The following is an 18,526-nucleotide window of genomic DNA, read 5'->3' as shown; positions in this document are numbered from 1 at the left end:
TTGTCACCACCGCCGTTGTCACCACCGCCGGGATTGTCCGCGGGCTTGCCGGTTCCATCGACCCTGTAGACCTGGGCGAGGCCGTTGATCGTCATACCCGTGATCGGATCGGGCGTGGTGCATTCCTGGTAGATCGCGTACGACGTGTCGGTGCGGTTCGAGACCCAGACACCGGTCTGCGAGGAGTTCTTCGACACCTCGTGTCCATCACCGCCCCACACGATCTTGAGCGCACCCTCGGCCGCGTCCTGGCGATCCTTGTCGAGGACCGCGGACTCAAGACCCGAGCCGATACTCACGTTGACGGCCGCGGCACGCAGACTGAGCTGGGTCTCTTTGCTCGCGTGGTGAATGGACAGCCAGCACGTCGCCGTCTTCGACGTCTCGTTGCCCACGTTCACCGTCACCGTGCCGTTCGTGAGCGACTGTGTGTGCGGGTACGACGACGGAGCGAGCAGCGCAGCCGACGCCTGTCCGCTTCCGGTGAGTGCCACGGCGGCACCTGCCGCCACTCCGATTCCTGTCAGTGCCAAACGTGAGAATCGCATGTGATCCCTTTCGTACGCATGATTCATTGCCCCGCGACGCGAGTCGCAGGGTGAGCCCGACGAAGCGATGTCGGGGGAAATGATTGATCTGATTCCTGCCGCCACGGCGATGTGCCCAGCGCAGGGTAATGGCGGCGAGCGAAGTCACGCACGCCGAAGCGACGGCGGGGCCGACGAGCAGCGCTCGCCTCCCCCGCCTATCGGGAACTATCCGAGCAGACCGCCGAACAGTCCGCTGAGGCTGCCGTTGCCCGAGTCGTCGGGCGAGTCAGGGGACTTGCCGGTTCCGGTCACCTTGTAGTCCTGCGCGAGGCCGCTGAACGTCAGACCCAAAAGCGAATCAGAAGAGCAATCCTGATAGATCACGTACGACGCGTCGGCACGCCCGGATTTCCACGTTGCCGTGGACGAACCGTTCGACGAGATCGACTTCTTGGTCCACACCACCTTCAGCGCGTCGGCCTCGACTTCCTGGCGCGCCGCGGCGAGAAGCGTATCGCTGACCCCGCCCGCGAGGTGGGTGTTCACCTTGGCGACTGCCAGCTTGACCTGCGACTCCTTGCTCGCCTCGTGGACGGACAGATTGCACTTCACCGTCGACGACGTGTTGTTGTTCACCTTCACCGTCAGCGTTCCATTACTGAGCGACTGGGTGTGGGTGAACGAGGCCGGAATCAACAGCAGCGCGGACGCGCCTCCTGATCCGGAGAATGTCATCGCGGCTGCCGCTGCCAGCCCGAATCCCGCCGTCGCCACCTTGGTGAATCGCATTGTGTACCTTTCCCAGCCCGAGACCCGTTGTGTTTCAGTCCCCCACAACACGACACAACGAATTGATTACGCCGGGACATTAGCAGACCGAATTGAACATTCGAAACACGTACGTTTGCCCAGGTCGGAATGATGACCCAATTTTGCTCTCCCGAGATCAATCAGCGAAAATGTCTCAGAAAATGGTTCAGATGACCCACTAACAATGCTTATTGTTACATTTTCCTTCGAACGGATGACAATCTATCCGAGAGCCTGATCGATCAGGATTTCGGCGGCACTCCGGGCGTCGTCGGCCGCTTTCGTGGTGCCGGCGATCGCCGCCGTCGTCTGAGCCCCTTCCGCCAGAATCGCCAGCTGAGCAGCCAGGCGCGACGGTCCGCCGAGCTCTGCGACCAGGCCGGCCACGTAGTCCTGGAATGCGGCCTTCTGCTTACGCACCGCCTCGGCGACCGACGGCAGCTCCCCACCCAACTCGCCGTAGGCGTTGATGAACGCGCAGCCCCGGAACTCGTCGGTGCCGAACCATCCGAGCAGGAAGTCAAAGATCGCCAGCAGCTTCTCCCGCGGCGTCGACAACCCTTCCGCGCAAGCGGCGACACCCGCATTCCACTGTCGGGTCCGGTCGTCGAGGACCGCGAGGATCAGGGCCTCCTTGGAGGGGAACAGCGAGTAGATCCTCTTGAGCGACACGCCTGCGGCGTCGCGGACCTTGTCCATCCCGACCGCGTGGACCCCGCAGGCGTTGAACAACTCGTCCGCGGCGCGAATGACCTGGTCGCGCGGGTCGACCGCGATGTCCTTCGAAGCTGCCACGATGCACCGTCCTCACTGGATTCCGAGTTACCCCTTGCGCGGGGAACGATCGTTCTCTAGTGTAGCAATCAGCCCAGAGAACGAACGTTCTCTTCGGCTCCCATCCGACCCTCGGGTCGCTGAACAAGAAAGAAGTGATCGCAATGGGCTACATCACCGTCGGCACCGAGAACACCACCGACATCGAGCTGTATTACGAGGACCACGGAACCGGTCAGCCGGTCGTGCTGATCCACGGTTACCCACTCGACGGCAACAGCTGGGAGCTACAGGCTCGCGAGCTGATCGACGCCGGCTACCGGGTCATCACCTACGACCGTCGGGGTTTCGGCAAGTCGAGCAAGGTCGGCACCGGTTACCACTACGACACCTTCGCCGCAGATCTGAACACCGTGCTCGAGACCCTCGACCTGCGCGACGTCATCCTGGTCGGATTCTCCATGGGCACAGGTGAACTCGCGCGCTACGCCGGAACGTACGGGACCGAGCGGGTCGCCAAGTTCGCGTTCCTCGCTTCGCTCGAGCCGTTCCTGGTGAAGACCGACGACAACCCCGAGGGCGTCGACGCCGCGGTCTTCGACGGCATCGCGCAGGCCGCCAAGGAGAACCGGTACGCCTGGTACACCCAGTTCTACAAGGACTTCTACAACCTCGACGACACCCTCGGCACCCGCATCACCCAGGAAGTCGTCGATGCCAACTGGATCACCGCTGTCGGCAGCGCACCGGTCGCGGCCTACGCCGTCGTCCCGACCTGGATCGAGGACTTCCGCGAGGACGTTGCCGCAGTTCGTGATTCGGGCAAGCCGACGCTGATCCTGCACGGCACCGCCGACAACATCCTGCCGATCGACGCCACCGGCCGTCGCTTCCACGATGCCGTCCCGGAGGCCGAGTACGTCGAGATCGAGGGCGCTCCCCATGGTCTGCTGTGGACGCACGCCGCCGAGGTCAACGAGGCGCTGCTGGGGTTCGTCAAGAAGTGAGCCCACACGCACGACGGCCGCCGGGCGGGGAGATCCCACCCGACGGCCGCTGCGTCGTTTCTACTTGCTCGTCTCGTCACCGGCTTCGACGGACGCCGACTCGACGGGCACCGACTCGTCGGACGATTCCTCGTCCGTGTCATCGGCGAGCGGGTCGTATCCGGGGACTCCTTCGAGGACGGTCAGTTCCTGATCGATGGCAGCCGAGACGGCCCTGGCCTCTTCCTTGATCTTCCGGATGAAGTCCGACATCGTCTGCTCCCTCGCTCATCGGCTGCACGGCCATCGACCGTGCACCAATGATAGGGCGGGTCACTTCTTCAGGTCGGGGTTCTCCTCGTAGACCTCCTTGACGAGCGACATGTCGAAGATGTCCTCGGCCTTGAGCGCGAAGCCGCCCTTGGCGAGGGCTTCGATGTTCTGCGCGATCAGTTCGTCGGTCATCGTGAGCAGGCCGTTGGCCTTGGTGTCCTCGGAGACCACGAGGGTGTTCTGGGCGATGGCCTCCATGGTCTGTTCGGCTTCGTCGAGTCCGAGGTCTTTGCCGTACTTGGTGACCGCGAGCCGTGCCGAGCCCGCCGGATCGGCCACCGCGTCGTACCAGCCCCTGATGTCGGCCTTGAGGAAGGCCTTCACCTTGTCGCGTTCGTTGTCGATGGTGTCCTGCCGGACGACGAGGGTCTCGGCGACGAGCGGCAGGTTGAAATCGGCGAACAGGAAGTTGGCATTCGGGAAACCGCTCTCCTCCAGGGTGATCGGCTCGTTGGTCACATAGCTGACCCAGCCGTCGACCTCGCCGTTCTTCAGCGGCGTCGGGTCGTACTGGACGGTGATCTTCTGGATGTCGGCCTCGGTCATGTTGTTGGCGGTGAGCAGCGCCTGGAAGACGTTCTCGTTGGTCGCCTGGACGCCGATCTTGCGGCCCTTCATATCCTCGGGACTCAGAATCGGCTTGTCCGCCGACGACACAATGCAGAAGGGGTTGCGCTGGAACGTCGCAGCGACGGTCATCAGCTTCGCGCCCTGCAGGATCACCGGCGCGGTCAGCTGCGGCGAGGACATGCCGATCCACACCTTGTTCGACGTCAGACCGTTCTCCACGCCGGTCCCCGCACCACCACCGGTGATCAGCTCAGGTGTGCCGAGACCCGCCTCCTCGAAATAGCCGTTCTCGAGGGCGAAGTACTCACCCGCGAACTCGATGTTCTTCTGCCACGACAGTTGGACCCTCGGATTGGTCGAGCTCGTTCCCCCGCTCGCGGTGCCGCCGGAACTGCACGCCGACAGCGCGCCGGTCAGGCCGAGGGCACCGGCGGCCGCGCCGCCCATCATCGAGTAGCGGAGGAACGACCGACGGTCGAAGGAGTTCGCCATGTGAGAATTACCTTTCGCCAGAAGCAGATCCGGTCGTGCGAGTGCTCGACCTCAGTTGTGCTGCATTCCCATCTGTGACAGGACAACAGTCTCGACGACACCCACCACGGCGTAGATGACGATCGAAGCCACGGTGATGACGAGGACCGAGGCCCACAGCTCGTCATAGGCCGCCGCGGGCAGGGCCCGCTGCAGGGACGCACCGAGACCCTTGTTGGTCCCCAACCATTCGGCGACCGTCGCGCCGATGAGCGCGCCCGGTACCGAAACCTTGGCCGCGCTGAACAGCGACGGCACCGCCGACGGAATCGCGGAGCGCCGCAACGCCGTCCAGCGCCCGCCGCCGTACACGCTGATCACATCGGTGATCTGACGCGGCGCATTCGACAGCCCGGTCATGATCATCACGAGCGCGGGGAAGAACACGACGATCCCGCCCATCACCGCCACCACCGCGACGCCTCGACCCACGATGACGGTGATCAGCGGTGTCATCGCGACCAGCGGCACCGACCGGAGGAGCATCGCGATCGGCATGAACGTCTGTGCGGCCGACCGCGACACGACGAAGATCGCCGCCGTGACGATCGCCGCGAGCATGCCGGCGACGAATCCGATTGCCGCATCCTGCAACGTGATCCATAGATCGCCGAAGATCACGTTCCGAGCCGCCTGCGCGTCGGCATCGACGAAGAGATAGTCGAACACATCGACCGGTGTGCGCCCGATGATCGGCCCGATGTCGGGGAAGGCCAGCAGGAACAGCCACCAGATCACCAGGATCAGGGCGAACGACAGCAGCAGCGACCCGAGGAAACGTCCCGCCGCCCACAGACCGCCGGTTCCGAGGCCACCCGTTCCCACCTCGGTGCTCATCGTCCCGCCGCCGTTCCGTTCGACCAGGCCGTCGCATACTTGGCGATCACCGCGACCACGGCGTAACCGATGCCCGCAACCGCTCCGCTGATCAGGGCGATGGCCCACACCTGCGGGATGTTGCCGCTCTGCTGGGCGATGATCATCGCCGGTCCGGCACCGGTCTCGGGCATCGCGAGGAACTCACCGAGCACGGCGCCGAGCACAGCGGCCGGAGCAGCGATCTTGATGGCGGCCAGCGTGTTCGGCAATGCGGCGACGGAGCGCACCCGCCGCAGCTGCGCGAAGCGGCCACCGCCGTAGACCTTGACGAGGTCGAGACTTCCGGCATGCGGTGAGCGCAAACCCGACAGCGTCCCGATCATCGTCGTGAAGAACACCGAGATGGCGGCGAGGAAGACGATCATCGTCGTCACCTCGGCGAAGGCCACCTGGATGATCGGCGCGACCGCGATGATCGGCGTGCAGTACGACAGGATCGCGAGCTGGGTCGCGAGACCCTCCACCGGCGGGAACAAGATCACGACCACGGCAAGGGCGATCGCGAGCCCGTTGCCCCAGAGGAAACCGCGGAGCGCGAGTTCGACTGTCAGCGAGAAGTTGTCGACGTAGTAGGAGGAACCGGTGCCGCCGATCTCGGCGAGCACCGACCACGGCGTCGGGATCGTTCCGCCGAACAACTCCAGCGCGCCGGCGATCCACCACACCACGATGAGCCCGACGATTCCCCCGAGACCGGCCACCCATCGGACCGACCCGAATCTAGCCACTCACACCCTCCGCAACAGGTTCCGGTGCAACGTCTTCGACCGGTTCGGTGGTCGCCTGCTTGCCGAACAGGAGTCCGGAGAGGTGGTCATGTATCGCATGGAACTCGGGCGTACGCATCATCCCCGGGACACGGGGACGCGGCAGATCGATGGGAACCACCTCCACGACCGTGCCCGGACGTGGACTCATGACCGCGACCACGTCGGAGAGGAAGACCGCCTCCGCGATGCCGTGCGTGACCATCAGCGTGGTCGCCGGCTTCTCGGTCCAGATGCGCAGCAGTTCGACGTTGAGCCGCTGCCGGGTCATGTCGTCGAGCGCGCCGAACGGTTCGTCGAGCAGCAGTGCAGTCGGTTTCACCACCAGCGCGCGAGCGATCGAAACACGTTGACGCATACCGCCGGAGAGCATCGCGGGCTTCGACTTCTCGAAACCCTCGAGGCCGACCAGTTCGATCAGGTCGGCGACGAGGTCGTCGTCGGCCGGCATGCCGCCGACCTGCAGCGGCAGCTTGATGTTGGACTCCACCGACCGCCACGGCAGCAGCGCCGAGTCCTGGAAAGCGATGCCCAGCTCATGATTTCGCTGGAGATCCTGGGGCGATTGACCGTTCATCAGCGCGGTCCCCGAAGTCGCGTCCTCGAGGCCGGCGAGGATGCGCAGCACCGTCGACTTGCCGCAGCCCGACGGGCCGAGCAACGACAGGAAGGAACCCTCCGACGTGCTCAGCGAGACGTCGGACAACGCGGTAACCGTCGAACTCCCGCGCAACGAGCGGGAGGTGAACGTCTTGGTCAGTCCAGAGATGTTGATCCCCGTACCCAGGGGGCGTGTCATGACCGGAGACGTTAAAGAGGCCGTGTTGCTGGCGGATTACCGTCTCGTAAGAGTCCCGCCGTGGTCAGTCGGCGAACATCTGCGCGTACGGGCCCGACAGCGCCGGATAGTAGGCATCCCAGTCCACCGCGTCGACGCCGCTGCCTGATTCGGCCGCGACGAGCCGATCGAGGTAGTACTCCCACCCGGGGCCGACGTTCTCGGCCATCTCGGGGCGCGGAAGTCCCTGCGCGAACGTGAGTGTGGTCGTCCCATCGACCTCGGTGAGATCCAACTCCAGCCGCCACACGTCGTCGGGTCCGCCCTCGGGATCGGGCGACTTCGATTCGACGACGAGTCGGTTCGGCGGCTCGCATTCCAGAATGGACATTCGCTCCGGCGCCGCGTCCTCACCCTCGGCGGTCATGCGGAAATCGACGAAACCTTCGGTCGGATCGCCGTCCCAGGTCCCCACCCACCGTTCCAGCCGTCCGGGTTCGGTGATGGCCGCCCACACCGCGGCGACAGGCGCTGCGAAGGTTCGCTCGAGGACCACGTAGGACACCCCGTCGCGGATCTCACGGCGGCCGGTGGCCGTCACGTCGGCATTCATCCTGTCTCCTTCTGTTCGCCGGTCTGGTTGCCCGGGTCGTCGAACTCCCGCACGGTGCGTCGAACCTCGAGATCGAGCGCGTCGAGATGATGCTCACCGAACGGCGGCGTTGCCCCCGACGCCAGTCCGTCGAGCCAGTCGCGCAGCGGCGCCAGTCCGCCGGGCACGAGTTCGTAGTGCCGCTCGCGGCCGTGGTCGACGGCCGAGACGACGCCGGCCTCGCCGAGGACCCGTAGGTGACGCGAGATCGCGGGACGGCTGACCGGATGTTCGGCCGCCAGATCGACGACACGCGCGGGGCGCTGCGCGAGACGTTCGACGAGTGCCCGACGGGTCGGGTCGGCGATCGCCTCGAATGCATCCACCCACTATTGGTAACACATAAGTTACCAATAGTGGGTGGATCGGCGAAAATCGTGATCCAACTGAATTTCTAGGCGTCGACCTTGCGCTTGAGTGCCAACCCGATCCGGGCGACCATGTCGTCCACCGCGAACTTGGGTTTGACGTTCATGTCCAGCGCCTCACGACAGTCGAGGACTGCCTCGACGCAGGACAGCAACTGCTCGGGGCGGGCGTAGCCGGCCAGGGGTATCGAGATGTCATCGGACTTGTCGGGGTGCATCGCGGTCACCTTCGCCCCGACCCCGACGACGAGCGCGTCGCGGAAGAGCGCGGCGAGGTCGACGAGGGCGCGGTCGAGGACGTCGCGTCCGACGCGCGTGGCCCGCGACTTCTGTCGCTTCTCCAGCTCCTTGAGCGCGCCGGCACTACCGCGGGGCATCCGGGCGGTCCCCTTGCCGGTACCGCCCGCACCGAGCGCGGTCTTCATCTCCTCGGTCTCGGCCTCGTCGAGTTCCGCGCTGATCGCCTTGGCCGCGGTCTCCGCCGAACGCACCAGCTCCTCGGCCGCCGCGTACGCCGTCGAATCCCGGGAAGCCGCGCGCGCCAGCGACAGCGCCTTCTCCCGTTGGGAACGGGCGTCGGGGTCGGTGGCGAGGCGCCGGGCGCGACCGATGTGGCCGCCGCAGACAGACGCCGCCCAGCGCGCCTGGTCAGGGTCGAGGCCGTCGCGTTCGACCAAGACCCGTTCGATGGCCGCGGGTGTCGGCGACACCAGCGCGACGTGCCGGCATCGCGATCGGAGGGTGACCGAGATGTCCTCAGGGTCCACCGACGGCGCGCACAGCAGGAAGACGGTGCGGGGTGGCGGCTCCTCGACGACCTTCAGCAGGGCGTTCGCGGCCTGCTCGGTGAGGCGGTCGGCGTCCTCCACGATCACGATCTGCCAGCGACCGGTCCCGGGGCGTCGAGCAGCGGCCTGCACGATGTCGCGCATCGCGTTGACCGCCAGACTCAGCCCCTCGGGCACCACGTGCCGGACGTCGGCGTGGGTCTTGGCCATCACCGTCACACAAGCGCGACACTCGCCGCACCCGACGTTCGCCGACTCGGGCGACTGGCACTGCAGGGCGGCCGCGAAACACGTCGCGGCGACCGAACGACCGCTCCCGGGAGGCCCGGTGAACAACCAGGAGTGCGTCATCGACGCGCGTGACCACCCCGCGTCGACGCCCGGGATCTCGTCGTCGGGCACGAACAGGCCCTCGCTGCTGCCCGCGTCGAGCTGCTGCGCGAGGACCCGCGCGGCACGCGCCGCGGCGCGCAGATCGTCCGCGATCGCCTCTTGGCCGGTCAGCCGATCAAAGACATTGGTCACAACGACACCCTAAACCGCAGTTCGGACACGCCAACCGTGCGGAACCGTGTTTAACGATTGCAAGCAGCCAGCTACCGTAGTCTCCGTGGTGGAACAGCGGTCGCGGTGGTCCAAGGTCCTGCACCTTGGCCGATGGCTGATTCATACGCCGTGGCCGATCCTCGCGCTCGACATGCTCCGTGCCAATCTCGTCGGCGCACTGTTCACCTTCGCATTCCTCCGCTTCGGGATGCCACTCCAGGATTCGATCAGCCTCGACGAGATCACCGCGCTGAACCAGGTGATCTTCGCGGGCTACCTCATGATCGCGATGGTCATCGGCGGCTACGCCAGCATCCAGCTGTCGCTGCCCGTCCTCGTGTGGCATCGCCGACGCACCCGACTCGACAACGAGGCCGCCCGACGCCGCGCCCTCGCCCTGCCGACGCTGTTGACGGTCGTCAACGCCGCGCTGTGGGTGGTGGGCGGCGCGCTCTTCACTTTGGTCAACCTGACCGTGTCGTCGAAAAACGCCTTCATCGTCGCCATCGCGAGCGCCATCGGTGCGATGGTCACCTGCGCCCTGAGCTACATGCAGGCCGAGAAGGTGATGCGTCCGATCACCGTCGCCGCGATGGCCAACAACCCCGACCATGCGATCGCCCCGAGCGTCACCACCCGTATCACGGCGTTCTGGGTGATCAGCGTCGTTGCGCCCATGGTCGTGATCATCGGCCTGATCGTGCTGCACCGGTTGGGCATCTTCGAGGGCGACTCCACCGGCCTCGAGCGTCCGATCCTGTGGATGGCGGTGTCGGCCCTCGCGTTCAGCGTCATCGCGATCGTGCGCGTGGTCGCCGCGATCAACGACCCGATCAAGCAGTTGCGTCGCGCCCAGTCGAAGGTCAGCGAGGGCGACCTGAATGTCGCGGTGAAGATCTACGACGGCAGCGACCTCGGCCTGCTGCAGGCCGGCTTCAACGACATGGTCGCCGACCTGCGCGAACGACAGGAACTACGTAACCTGTTCGGCCGCTACGTCGGCGAGGACGTCGCCCGACGCGCCATCGAGACCGGTACCGAACTCGGCGGCGAGGAACGCTACGTCGGCGTGCTGTTCGTCGACATCGTCGGTTCGACGCGCCTGGCCGTGAACCGTCCGCCGCGCGAGATCGTCGAACTGCTCAACGAGTTCTTCCGGGTGGTCGTGACCGTCGTCGGACGCCATGGCGGCTTCGTCAACAAGTTCCAGGGCGACGCGGCGCTCGCGATCTTCGGCGCTCCCCTCGACCTCGACGACTTCGCCGGTCGCGCGCTGGCCTCCGCCCGCGAGCTGCGCGCCGAGCTGTACCAGACCCTCGGCGACACCGACATCGGCATCGGCGTCTCCGCAGGCAAGGCCATCGCCGGACACATCGGCGCCGAGCAGCGCCTCGAGTACACCGTCATCGGCGACCCGGTGAACGAGGCCGCCCGCCTCACCGAACTCGCAAAGGACGAGCCCACCCGCGTGCTGGGTTCGGCCCGTGCGGTGTTCCTGGCCTCGCATCAGGAGGCCGAGCACTGGGAGATCGGCGAGGGCGTCGAACTCCGCGGACGCGGGATCGAGACCCTCCTCGCCCGCCCGCACATGGAGCCGTACCGCAGGGACTGACCTCGATACGGTCCTCGGGTAGCCCCTCGGGCCTACTCGGCCAGCGGAGGTCGCAGCCCCCGCTCCCTGAGGTGCGAGCGCGGCCAACCCGCTCCCTGAGGTGCGAGCGCAGCGAGCCACGAAGGGCCGGCGACGTCATCTCACCAGGCCTTCGAGGCTCGTCGCCATCGCTCCTCACACAGCGAGTGGAGCGTTCAGTCCTCCGACGAATCCGCCTTCTTCGCGGCTGTCTTCTTGGCCGCGGTCTTCTTGGCGGTCGTCTTCTTGGCGGCAGCCTTCTTCGTGGTCTTCTTGGCGGCCGTCTTCTTCGCAGCCTTCTTGGCGGGGGCCTTCTTGGCGGCCTTCTTCGCCGCCTTCTTGGCCGGGCCGCGGGCACGACGATCGGCGAGGAGTTCCATCGCGCGCTCCGGCGTGATCGAGTCGACCTCGTCGCCCTTGCGCAGGCTGGCGTTGGTCTCGCCGTCGGTCACGTACGGACCGAAGCGGCCGTCCTTGATGACCATCGGCTTGCCGCTGACCTCGTCGTCCTTGCCCAGTTCACGCAGCGGCGGCGCGGCGGCCTGCCGTCCGCGACGCTTCGGCTCGGAGTAGATCTTCAGGGCTTCCTCGAGGGTGATCTCGAAGAGCTGTTCCTCGCTGGCGAGGGACCGCGAATCGGACCCCTTCTTCAGGTACGGACCGTAGCGGCCGTTCTGCGCGGTGATCTCGTCGCCGGACTCTGGGTCGACGCCGACGACGCGCGGCAGCGACAGCAGCTTCAGCGCGTCCTCGAGGGTGACCGTCGAGATGTCCATCGACTTGAACAGCGAGCCGGTGCGCGGCTTGGGACCGGCCTTCTTCGCTGCCTTCTTGGCGGCCTTCTTCGCAGCCGGCTTCGTCTTGGTGGTGGTGCCGCCGCCCGGGGCGTCGAGCGGGACCACGTCGGCGTCGCCGGCATCGCTGCCGCCGGCACCGGGAGATCCGCCGTCGCGCGGCGTCGGACCCGCGGGGATGGTGATCGGGGCATCACCGTCGTCGTCGTCGTCGTCGGACGGCAGGATCTCGGTCACGTACGGACCGAAACGTCCTTCCTTGGCGACGATCTCGTGACCGGTCAGCGGGTCGACGCCCAGCGAGCGACCCTCCTGCGGCGTCGAGAACAGCTTCTCCGCGATCTCCAGGGTCAGCTCGTCCGGCGTGATGTCGGCCGGCAGGTTGGCACGCTGCAGATCGGGTTCGGCGTCGGCGTCGGTCTTCTTGTTCGCGTTGACGTCACGCTCGAGGTACGGGCCGAAGCGGCCGACGCGCACGTAGATCGGACGGCCCTCCTCGTCGTCGAAGAGCCGGATCGAGTTGACCTGGCGGGCGTCGATCTCCTCGAGGTTGACGTCGACGAGCTTCTTGAGGCCGCCGTACTGGGCGATCGCCGACGATGCAGATCGTGCCTCGGCGTCGTCGACGGACCGCTCGTCGCCGAAGTAGAACTCCGTCAGCCACTTGGTGCGGTTCTCGTTGCCGGTGGCGATCTGGTCGAGGTCGTCTTCCAGGGTCGCGGTGAAGTCGTAGTCGACCAGACTCTCGAAGTACGCCTCGAGAAGTCCGACCACCGCGAAGGCGATCCACGACGGGACGAGGGCGTTGCCCTTCTTCACGACGTAGCCGCGGTCCTGGATGGTGCCGATGATCGAGGCGTAGGTCGACGGACGGCCGATGCCCAGCTCTTCGAGCACCTTGACCAGCGACGCCTCGGTGAAACGGGCCGGCGGGTTGGTCGAGTGGCCGTCGGCGGTGAGCTCGGTCGCGGTGAGCGACTGTCCCTCGGTCAGCTGCGGCAGGCGGTTCTCGGCGTCGTCGGCCTGACCGCCGGTCTGCTCGTCGACGGTCTCGACGTAGGCCGACAGGAAGCCGGGGAACGTGATGGTGCGGCCCGACGAGGCGAAGGTCGCGCGCTCGCCGGAGGAGGCGGTGCCGGCGATCCGCAGGCTCAGCGTGGTGCCCTTGGCGTCGGCCATCTGGGAGGCGACGGTGCGCTGCCAGATGAGCTCGTAGAGGCGGAACTCGTCCGCCTCGAGCTGACCGGCGACCTGACCGGGGGTCCGGAAGGTCTCGCCCGCGGGGCGGATCGCCTCGTGGGCTTCCTGCGCGTTCTTGACCTTGCGGGTGTACTGACGCGGCGTCGGATGGACGAAATTGTCGCCGTACAGCTCGCGGGCCTGGGCACGGGCGGCGTTGATCGCCGACTCGCTCAGGCTCGTCGAGTCGGTACGCATGTAGGTGATGAAGCCGTTCTCGTACAGCCGCTGCGCGATGCGCATGGTGCGGTCGGAGGTGAACCGCAGCTTGCGGCCGGCCTCCTGCTGCAGCGTCGACGTCATGAACGGCGCGTACGGGCGGCGGGTGTAGGGCTTCTCCTCGACCGACGTCACCGTCATGGCCGCGCCCCGGAGGCCTGCGGCCAGGCTCTCCGCACGGTCGGCGTTCAGCACGACGACGCCGTCGGACTTCTTCAGTTCGCCGGTGGCCTCGAAGTCGCGGCCGGTGGCGACGCGGGCGTCGTCGACGTTGACCAGACGTGCCTTGAACGTCGACGGGCTGGCCTCGGCGCCGGCGTCCATGGTCGCGGCGATGTCCCAGTACTCGGCGGACACGAACGCCATGCGCTCACGTTCACGCTCGACGATGATGCGCGTCGCGACGGACTGCACGCGGCCCGCCGACAGCTTCGGCATGACTTTCTTCCACAGGACCGGCGACACCTCGTAGCCGTAGAGGCGGTCGAGGATGCGGCGGGTCTCCTGGGCGTCGACCAGGTCGATGTCGAGGTCACGCGGGTTCTCTGCGGCGGCGCGGATCGCAGGTTCGGTGATCTCATGGAAGACCATCCGCTTGACCGGGATCTTCGGCTTGAGCGTCTCGAGGAGGTGCCATGCGATGGCCTCCCCCTCGCGGTCACCGTCCGTGGCGAGGTAGAGCTCGTCGACATCCTTCATCAGCGACTTCAGTTCGCTGACGGTGGTCTTCTTGTCCGGCGAGACGACGTAGAGCGGTTCGAAGTTGTCGTCGACGTTCACCCCGAGACGCGCCCAGGGCTGTCCCTTGTACTTGGCGGGGACGTCGGCGGCGCCGCGCGGCAGGTCGCGGATGTGGCCGCGGGACGACTCCACCACATAGTTGGAGCCGAGGTAACCGGCGATCTTGCGCGCCTTCGTAGGGGACTCGACGATCACGAGTCGTCGGATTCCCCCACTAGAGCGGGATGCGGTGCTGGTCTCGGCCACCGGGGCGTCCTTCGGTTGACTGGGTGGAGAACCACCTGCGCGTTGAAACAGGTGTGTTCGATGGGTTTGTACCTTATGTATAGCGCCGTTTGCACATCTGAATTCCGTGTCGCGCTGTCAGATGTGACCCATAACGCGCTTCCAGTCAACGTTTTCCCAGGTCAGAGAATTCTCGTCGAGATCGCTAATGGATGTCCGCAGGTGGCCAATCCGGCACCGCCGCGGCATTCGGCGGCGGACCCACGTATTCGTGCAAACGAACGAGACGGCGGTGTCCGGCGATGCGAAGTGCAGGTGAATGGCCCCGCGTGCCGACCAGCGTGGGTGCGATCCCCACCCGCATCAGGGCGGTGGCGAGGGCCGCATGGGTGTCGGGGGCGTGCGGGTCGAGACCGAGCTGGTAGCGGCCCTCGTCGGAGTGGCCGGAGGCGATCACCCAGAGTCGCAGCGCCCGGTACGACGGGATCCAGCCGGCGGGCATTGCCTTGACCGCGCCGGCCGACCACGCCCGGTGCAGCGAGTCCAGTTCATGACTCGCGGCGGTGCGGGCCAGCGGGGTGCCCTCATCAGAAGTGGTGACCTCGGCGTCGAGACCGGAGGCCCGCATCTCCTCGACGATCTGCTCCGCGCGCCAGCGATCGCGGACGACGATCGAGACCCGCGTACCGGAATCCGAACGGACGGCCTGACCGTGCGCCGCGAGCAGACCCGCGAGATCGGAGTACGCGGGCTCCTCGGTCTCCGCGGAGAAAAACGACAACTGGCCCACAAATCGAGATTAGGTGGTCCGGGTCCGCGAAACCGGTCTTTCCCGCGGCGGTTCGCGGCGGCACTTCATCGGCCCCCACATAACAGAACGCTCCCGTCTCGACTGATCGAGACGGGAGCGGTTGTCGGCAATCTGCGTGAGCAGCTGCGCAGGTGGTCTCAGACCGCGCGAACGCCGGTGGCCTGCGGGCCCTTGGTGCCCTGGCCGACCTCGAACTCCACCCGCTGGTTCTCCTCGAGGGTGCGGAAACCGGATCCCTGGATCTCGGAGTAGTGGACGAACACGTCGTCGGAGCCCTCGTCAGGCGCGATGAAGCCGAAGCCCTTTTCCGCGTTGAACCACTTCACAGTTCCCTGTGCCATGTCTTGCAATCCTTTACATATCAACTGTCGCGACACGATGGGTCATCGCGTCGTGGCCGGTTGACCGCCATACCTCAAAGAGCCCCGCGAAGATCTGCTTCGATCCGCCAAACTAACCTCAGTACCACGGCTGCAACACGCTTGTCGCCCGCCTCGACGGGTTGCGAAAGCTGCGGCCGCACCCAGTCAATCATGTCCGGCCCAGTTGCGATAGTCGCATCAACCAAGATGAGCAAAAACCTCGCCAAACTTCAGCAGCACGACATCCGTCGGTAACATCCCGAGCTCCCCAGACCTCCCGCGTCGACACCACTTTGAAGAGTTTCCTCCATAAAATGCAGTACTCCACATTCGGGACAGGCCTCCTCGCCAGGTCCCTCGCAGGCACCGACCCCGACGAGTCCCCACTCACGCACCTGTCGGTAATCCCGTCGCGCCCTGCAACTTTCGCCGAGTGGCCGGAATGGGTACCCAAAGCGCTCCTCGACGCCTACGCGGACAACGGAATAGAACGCCTCTGGACGCATCAGGCCCGCGCCGCCGACGAGGCATTCCGCGGTAATCATGTCGCCATTTGCACGGGTACCGCATCGGGTAAATCGCTGTCTTACCAAATGCCGATTCTTTCGACTCTGTTGAATGAAAAGAATTCGACAGCGTTATACCTGGCACCGACGAAAGCTCTCGGCGCGGACCAGATCCGGTCGGTCTCCTCGGTCATCGCCGGGCGGCCGGAGTTCGGGCATCTGCAGCCCTGCGCCTACGACGGCGACACCGACCCCGAGATCCGGCAGTGGGCGCGTGTTCACTCACGGTGGATCTTCACCAACCCCGACATGCTGCACATCGGCATCCTCTCCCATCACGCCCGGTGGCGTCAGTTCTTCCGGCATCTTCGCTACATCGTCGTCGACGAGTGCCACCACTACCGTGGCGTCTTCGGCTCGCACACCGCCCTCGTGATGCGCAGGTTGCTGCGAATCGCCCGAGCAGCCGGTGCCGATCCGACGGTCATCGGTGCCAGCGCGACGGTCGCACAACCCGCGGAGGCGTTGGGCCGCTTGATCGGTGAACCCGCGGTCGCGGTGACCGTGGACAGCTCGCCGCGCGGCGAACGCACCGTCGCATTGTGGGAACCGGACTTCCTGCCGGCGGTGACCGGCGAGAACGGCGCACCCGTCCGACGCTCCGCCGGCGCCGAATCCGCACGGTTACTGGCCGATTTCGTGGTCGAGGGTGCACGGACCCTGTGCTTCGCGCGCAGCCGGCGGGGCGTCGAACTGACAGCGCTGTCCGCGCGGAACCTGTTGTCGCAGAGTGCACCCGAACTCGAGTCGAGGGTCGGGGCCTACCGGGCGGGTTATCTTGCCGACGACCGGCGCAAGCTCGAGAAGGCGATCTCCGACGGCGAGCTGCTCGGTGTCGCGACCACCAATGCTCTCGAATTGGGTGTCGACATCAGCGGATTGGACGCCGTCATCGTCAGCGGCTACCCCGGAACGGTCGCGTCGTTCTGGCAGCAGGCGGGCCGTGCCGGTCGGCAGCGCGAGTCCGGGGATTCGTTGGTGGTCCTCGTCGCCCGCGACGACCCGCTCGACACCTATCTCGTACACCATCCCGAGTCGCTCCTCGGCAAGCCGGTGGAGGCCACCGTGACCGACCCGGCCAACCCGTACATCCTCGGGCCGCATCTGCTGTGTGCCGCCGCGGAGAAACCGCTCTCGGACGCCGAGATCGATGCCTGGGATGCGCGGCCGGTGGCCGAAGATCTGGCGATGGAAGGGCTGCTGCGCAAGCGGAAGTCCGGTTGGTACGTCGCCGCCGGCGTCGAACCGCACGCCGAGATCGACATCCGGGGCGGCATCGGCGGGCAAGTGCTGATCGTCGACACCACGACCTCGCAGGTCCTGGGCACCGTCGACACCGGACGTGCGATGTCGACGGTGCACCCCGGGGCGGTGCACATCCACCAGGGCGAGACGTACCTCGTCGACGAGCTCGACCTCGACGACGGCCTGGCTCTGGCACATCCCGAGGACCCGGACTGGACCACCTCCGCACGCGAGACCACCGACATCTCGATCACCTCCGTCATCGAGAGCCGTGAGTTCGGCCCGCTGACCGTGGCCTTCGTCGAGGTCGACGTGACGCACCAGGTGGTCGGCTACCTGCGGACGCTGCGGACCGGCGAGGTCCTCGACGCCGTCGAACTCGACATGCCCGAGCAGACCCTCCACACCCGGGCGGTCATGTACACGCTGACACCCGAGGTGTTGGCCGAGGCCGGGATCGACGAGGCGCGGCTGCCCGGGTCACTGCACGCGGCCGAGCACGCCGCGATCGGACTCCTCCCTCTCGTGGCGACATGCGACCGCTGGGACATCGGCGGCGTCTCCACCGACCTCCACCCCGACACCGGATTGCCGACCGTCTTCGTCTACGACGGATACATGGGCGGGGCGGGCTTCGCCGAGCGCGGGCACTCCGCCTTCCTCACCTGGATCGACGCCACCCGGGACGCCGTCGCGAGCTGCGGATGCGAGAGCGGCTGCCCGTCGTGTGTGCAGAGCCCCAAGTGTGGCAACGGCAATGATCCGTTGGACAAAGATGGCGCAGTGGCCGTCCTCGAGCTGCTGTCTCGGCAATACTTGGCTCATGCATGACGAGGCATCCGATCGGGGGATCGGAACGAAGCGGGTGGTGACCCGGCACTCGCGCGCCTTCTTCCTGCTCGCGCGGCCGACCCAGGACACCGACAACCTGCCGGCCTCCATCGGCGAACGCGATGTGTTCTTCTCCGAGGAGGCAGCACTCGACGCCCTCGACCTGCACTACGGGTGGTGCGCGGCCCGATCGGGCGGCTTCACCCCGGTGGTGACCACCGCGCAGTGGTACCTGCAGACCGCGATGATCGGCCCGCGGATCACCCCGTCGCTCGGCGAGGTGTACCTGGCTTCGTCCGACGCACAGTCCGGCGAAACCTGGGCTGCTGCAGGCGGGTTCCTGACCGAGGGCGAACTGATCCACTGGTCGTCGTTCGTGCGGGCGGTCCGACCGTGGATCCCGCTGAACACCGGAACCGAGGCCTTCGAGCTCGCCTACCGCGGTGACACCGACGTGCACTTTCACCAATTGTGGTTCGCCCCTATGCAATCGGTCCGGGTGTATCCCAAGCGGATCGTCGTCGACGAGGACAGTCGCGGGTAGGTCAGCG

The 18,526-nt window shown here is 66.3% G+C and carries 18 protein-coding genes; 4 read left to right on the top strand and 14 right to left on the bottom strand.

The genetic code is table 11. The features are described 5' to 3' along the window. The 3 genes from OK17_RS17750 to OK17_RS17740 all read right to left on the bottom strand — a co-directional run. Positions 1 to 494: hypothetical protein (locus OK17_RS17750; protein ID WP_461418232.1), on the bottom strand; the 494-nt coding region annotated here is incomplete at its 3' end. A 261-nt stretch (positions 495 to 755) separates the two neighbouring features. After that, positions 756 to 1,319, bottom strand: a complete 564-nt coding sequence (locus OK17_RS17745; RefSeq protein ID WP_461418231.1) for a hypothetical protein — start codon at positions 1,317 to 1,319, stop codon at positions 756 to 758. A gap of 243 nt (positions 1,320 to 1,562) precedes the next feature. Then, a complete protein-coding gene (locus tag OK17_RS17740) occupies positions 1,563 to 2,135 on the bottom strand; it encodes a TetR/AcrR family transcriptional regulator (protein ID WP_461418230.1) in 573 nt (190 codons plus the stop codon). Positions 2,136 to 2,278: 143 nt separating this feature from the next. Here OK17_RS17740 and OK17_RS17735 point away from each other — a divergent pair, with 143 nt between their 5' ends. Beyond that, positions 2,279 to 3,121 (top strand): alpha/beta fold hydrolase, encoded by an 843-nt coding sequence (locus OK17_RS17735; protein ID WP_461418229.1) that lies wholly within the window; start codon positions 2,279 to 2,281, stop codon positions 3,119 to 3,121. 60 nt (positions 3,122 to 3,181) lie between these two features. Here OK17_RS17735 and OK17_RS17730 read toward each other — a convergent pair whose 3' ends face one another. The 8 genes from OK17_RS17730 to OK17_RS17695 form a co-directional block, all read right to left on the bottom strand. Then, entirely contained in the window at positions 3,182 to 3,373 is a 192-nt protein-coding gene (locus OK17_RS17730; RefSeq protein ID WP_461418228.1) for a hypothetical protein, read from the bottom strand. Positions 3,374 to 3,433: 60 nt separating this feature from the next. Then, on the bottom strand, positions 3,434 to 4,495 hold the full coding sequence (locus OK17_RS17725; protein WP_461418227.1) for an ABC transporter substrate-binding protein: 1,062 nt from the start codon (positions 4,493 to 4,495) through the stop codon (positions 3,434 to 3,436). A gap of 51 nt (positions 4,496 to 4,546) precedes the next feature. Next, the gene (locus OK17_RS17720) at positions 4,547 to 5,371 is read right to left on the bottom strand and encodes an ABC transporter permease (RefSeq protein ID WP_461418226.1); all 825 of its coding nucleotides are present in this window, start codon (positions 5,369 to 5,371) and stop codon (positions 4,547 to 4,549) included. Beyond that, positions 5,368 to 6,141 (bottom strand): ABC transporter permease, encoded by a 774-nt coding sequence (locus OK17_RS17715; RefSeq protein WP_461418225.1) that lies wholly within the window; start codon positions 6,139 to 6,141, stop codon positions 5,368 to 5,370. The genes OK17_RS17720 and OK17_RS17715 overlap by 4 nt, the downstream gene beginning before the upstream one ends. After that, positions 6,134 to 6,979, bottom strand: a complete 846-nt coding sequence (locus tag OK17_RS17710) for an ABC transporter ATP-binding protein (protein WP_461418224.1) — start codon at positions 6,977 to 6,979, stop codon at positions 6,134 to 6,136. Before OK17_RS17710 ends, OK17_RS17715 begins: the two co-directional genes overlap by 8 nt. Positions 6,980 to 7,043: 64 nt before the next feature. Then, a complete protein-coding gene (locus OK17_RS17705) occupies positions 7,044 to 7,571 on the bottom strand; it encodes an SRPBCC domain-containing protein (RefSeq protein ID WP_232715623.1) in 528 nt (175 codons plus the stop codon). After that, the gene (locus OK17_RS17700) at positions 7,568 to 7,936 is read right to left on the bottom strand and encodes an ArsR/SmtB family transcription factor (protein ID WP_232715624.1); all 369 of its coding nucleotides are present in this window, start codon (positions 7,934 to 7,936) and stop codon (positions 7,568 to 7,570) included. Before OK17_RS17700 ends, OK17_RS17705 begins: the two co-directional genes overlap by 4 nt. Positions 7,937 to 8,004: 68 nt before the next feature. Next, on the bottom strand, positions 8,005 to 9,291 hold the full coding sequence (locus tag OK17_RS17695) for a DNA polymerase III subunit delta' (protein ID WP_461418223.1): 1,287 nt from the start codon (positions 9,289 to 9,291) through the stop codon (positions 8,005 to 8,007). 172 nt (positions 9,292 to 9,463) lie between these two features. Here OK17_RS17695 and OK17_RS17690 point away from each other — a divergent pair, with 172 nt between their 5' ends. Continuing rightward, positions 9,464 to 10,924, top strand: a complete 1,461-nt coding sequence (locus OK17_RS17690; protein ID WP_461418233.1) for an adenylate/guanylate cyclase domain-containing protein — start codon at positions 9,464 to 9,466, stop codon at positions 10,922 to 10,924. A 194-nt stretch (positions 10,925 to 11,118) separates the two neighbouring features. On the opposite strand, the gene topA is transcribed toward OK17_RS17690, so the two are convergent. The 3 genes from topA to OK17_RS17675 all read right to left on the bottom strand — a co-directional run bounded on the left by topA (position 11,119) and on the right by OK17_RS17675 (position 15,312). Next, on the bottom strand, positions 11,119 to 14,181 hold the full coding sequence (topA, locus tag OK17_RS17685) for a type I DNA topoisomerase (RefSeq protein ID WP_461418222.1): 3,063 nt from the start codon (positions 14,179 to 14,181) through the stop codon (positions 11,119 to 11,121). 184 nt (positions 14,182 to 14,365) lie between these two features. Further along, positions 14,366 to 14,950: a hypothetical protein gene (locus OK17_RS17680; RefSeq protein WP_461418221.1), complete on the bottom strand. Its 585-nt coding sequence runs from the start codon at positions 14,948 to 14,950 to the stop codon at positions 14,366 to 14,368. Between the two features lie 158 nt (positions 14,951 to 15,108). Continuing rightward, complete coding sequence (locus OK17_RS17675; RefSeq protein WP_004022110.1) at positions 15,109 to 15,312, bottom strand: cold-shock protein; 204 nt, start codon at positions 15,310 to 15,312, stop codon at positions 15,109 to 15,111. A gap of 335 nt (positions 15,313 to 15,647) precedes the next feature. Here OK17_RS17675 and OK17_RS17670 point away from each other — a divergent pair, with 335 nt between their 5' ends. Beyond that, positions 15,648 to 17,975, top strand: a complete 2,328-nt coding sequence (locus OK17_RS17670; RefSeq protein ID WP_461418220.1) for a DEAD/DEAH box helicase — start codon at positions 15,648 to 15,650, stop codon at positions 17,973 to 17,975. After that, positions 17,968 to 18,519 carry a hypothetical protein gene (locus OK17_RS17665; protein ID WP_461418219.1) on the top strand — a complete coding sequence of 184 codons (552 nt, stop codon included), beginning with the start codon at positions 17,968 to 17,970 and terminating at the stop codon, positions 18,517 to 18,519. The genes OK17_RS17670 and OK17_RS17665 overlap by 8 nt, the downstream gene beginning before the upstream one ends. The last annotated feature ends 7 nt before the right edge of the window (positions 18,520 to 18,526 follow it).

Source organism: Gordonia sp. GN26, assembly GCF_054823965.1.
This window is presented reverse-complemented; position numbering and strand designations above follow the sequence as displayed.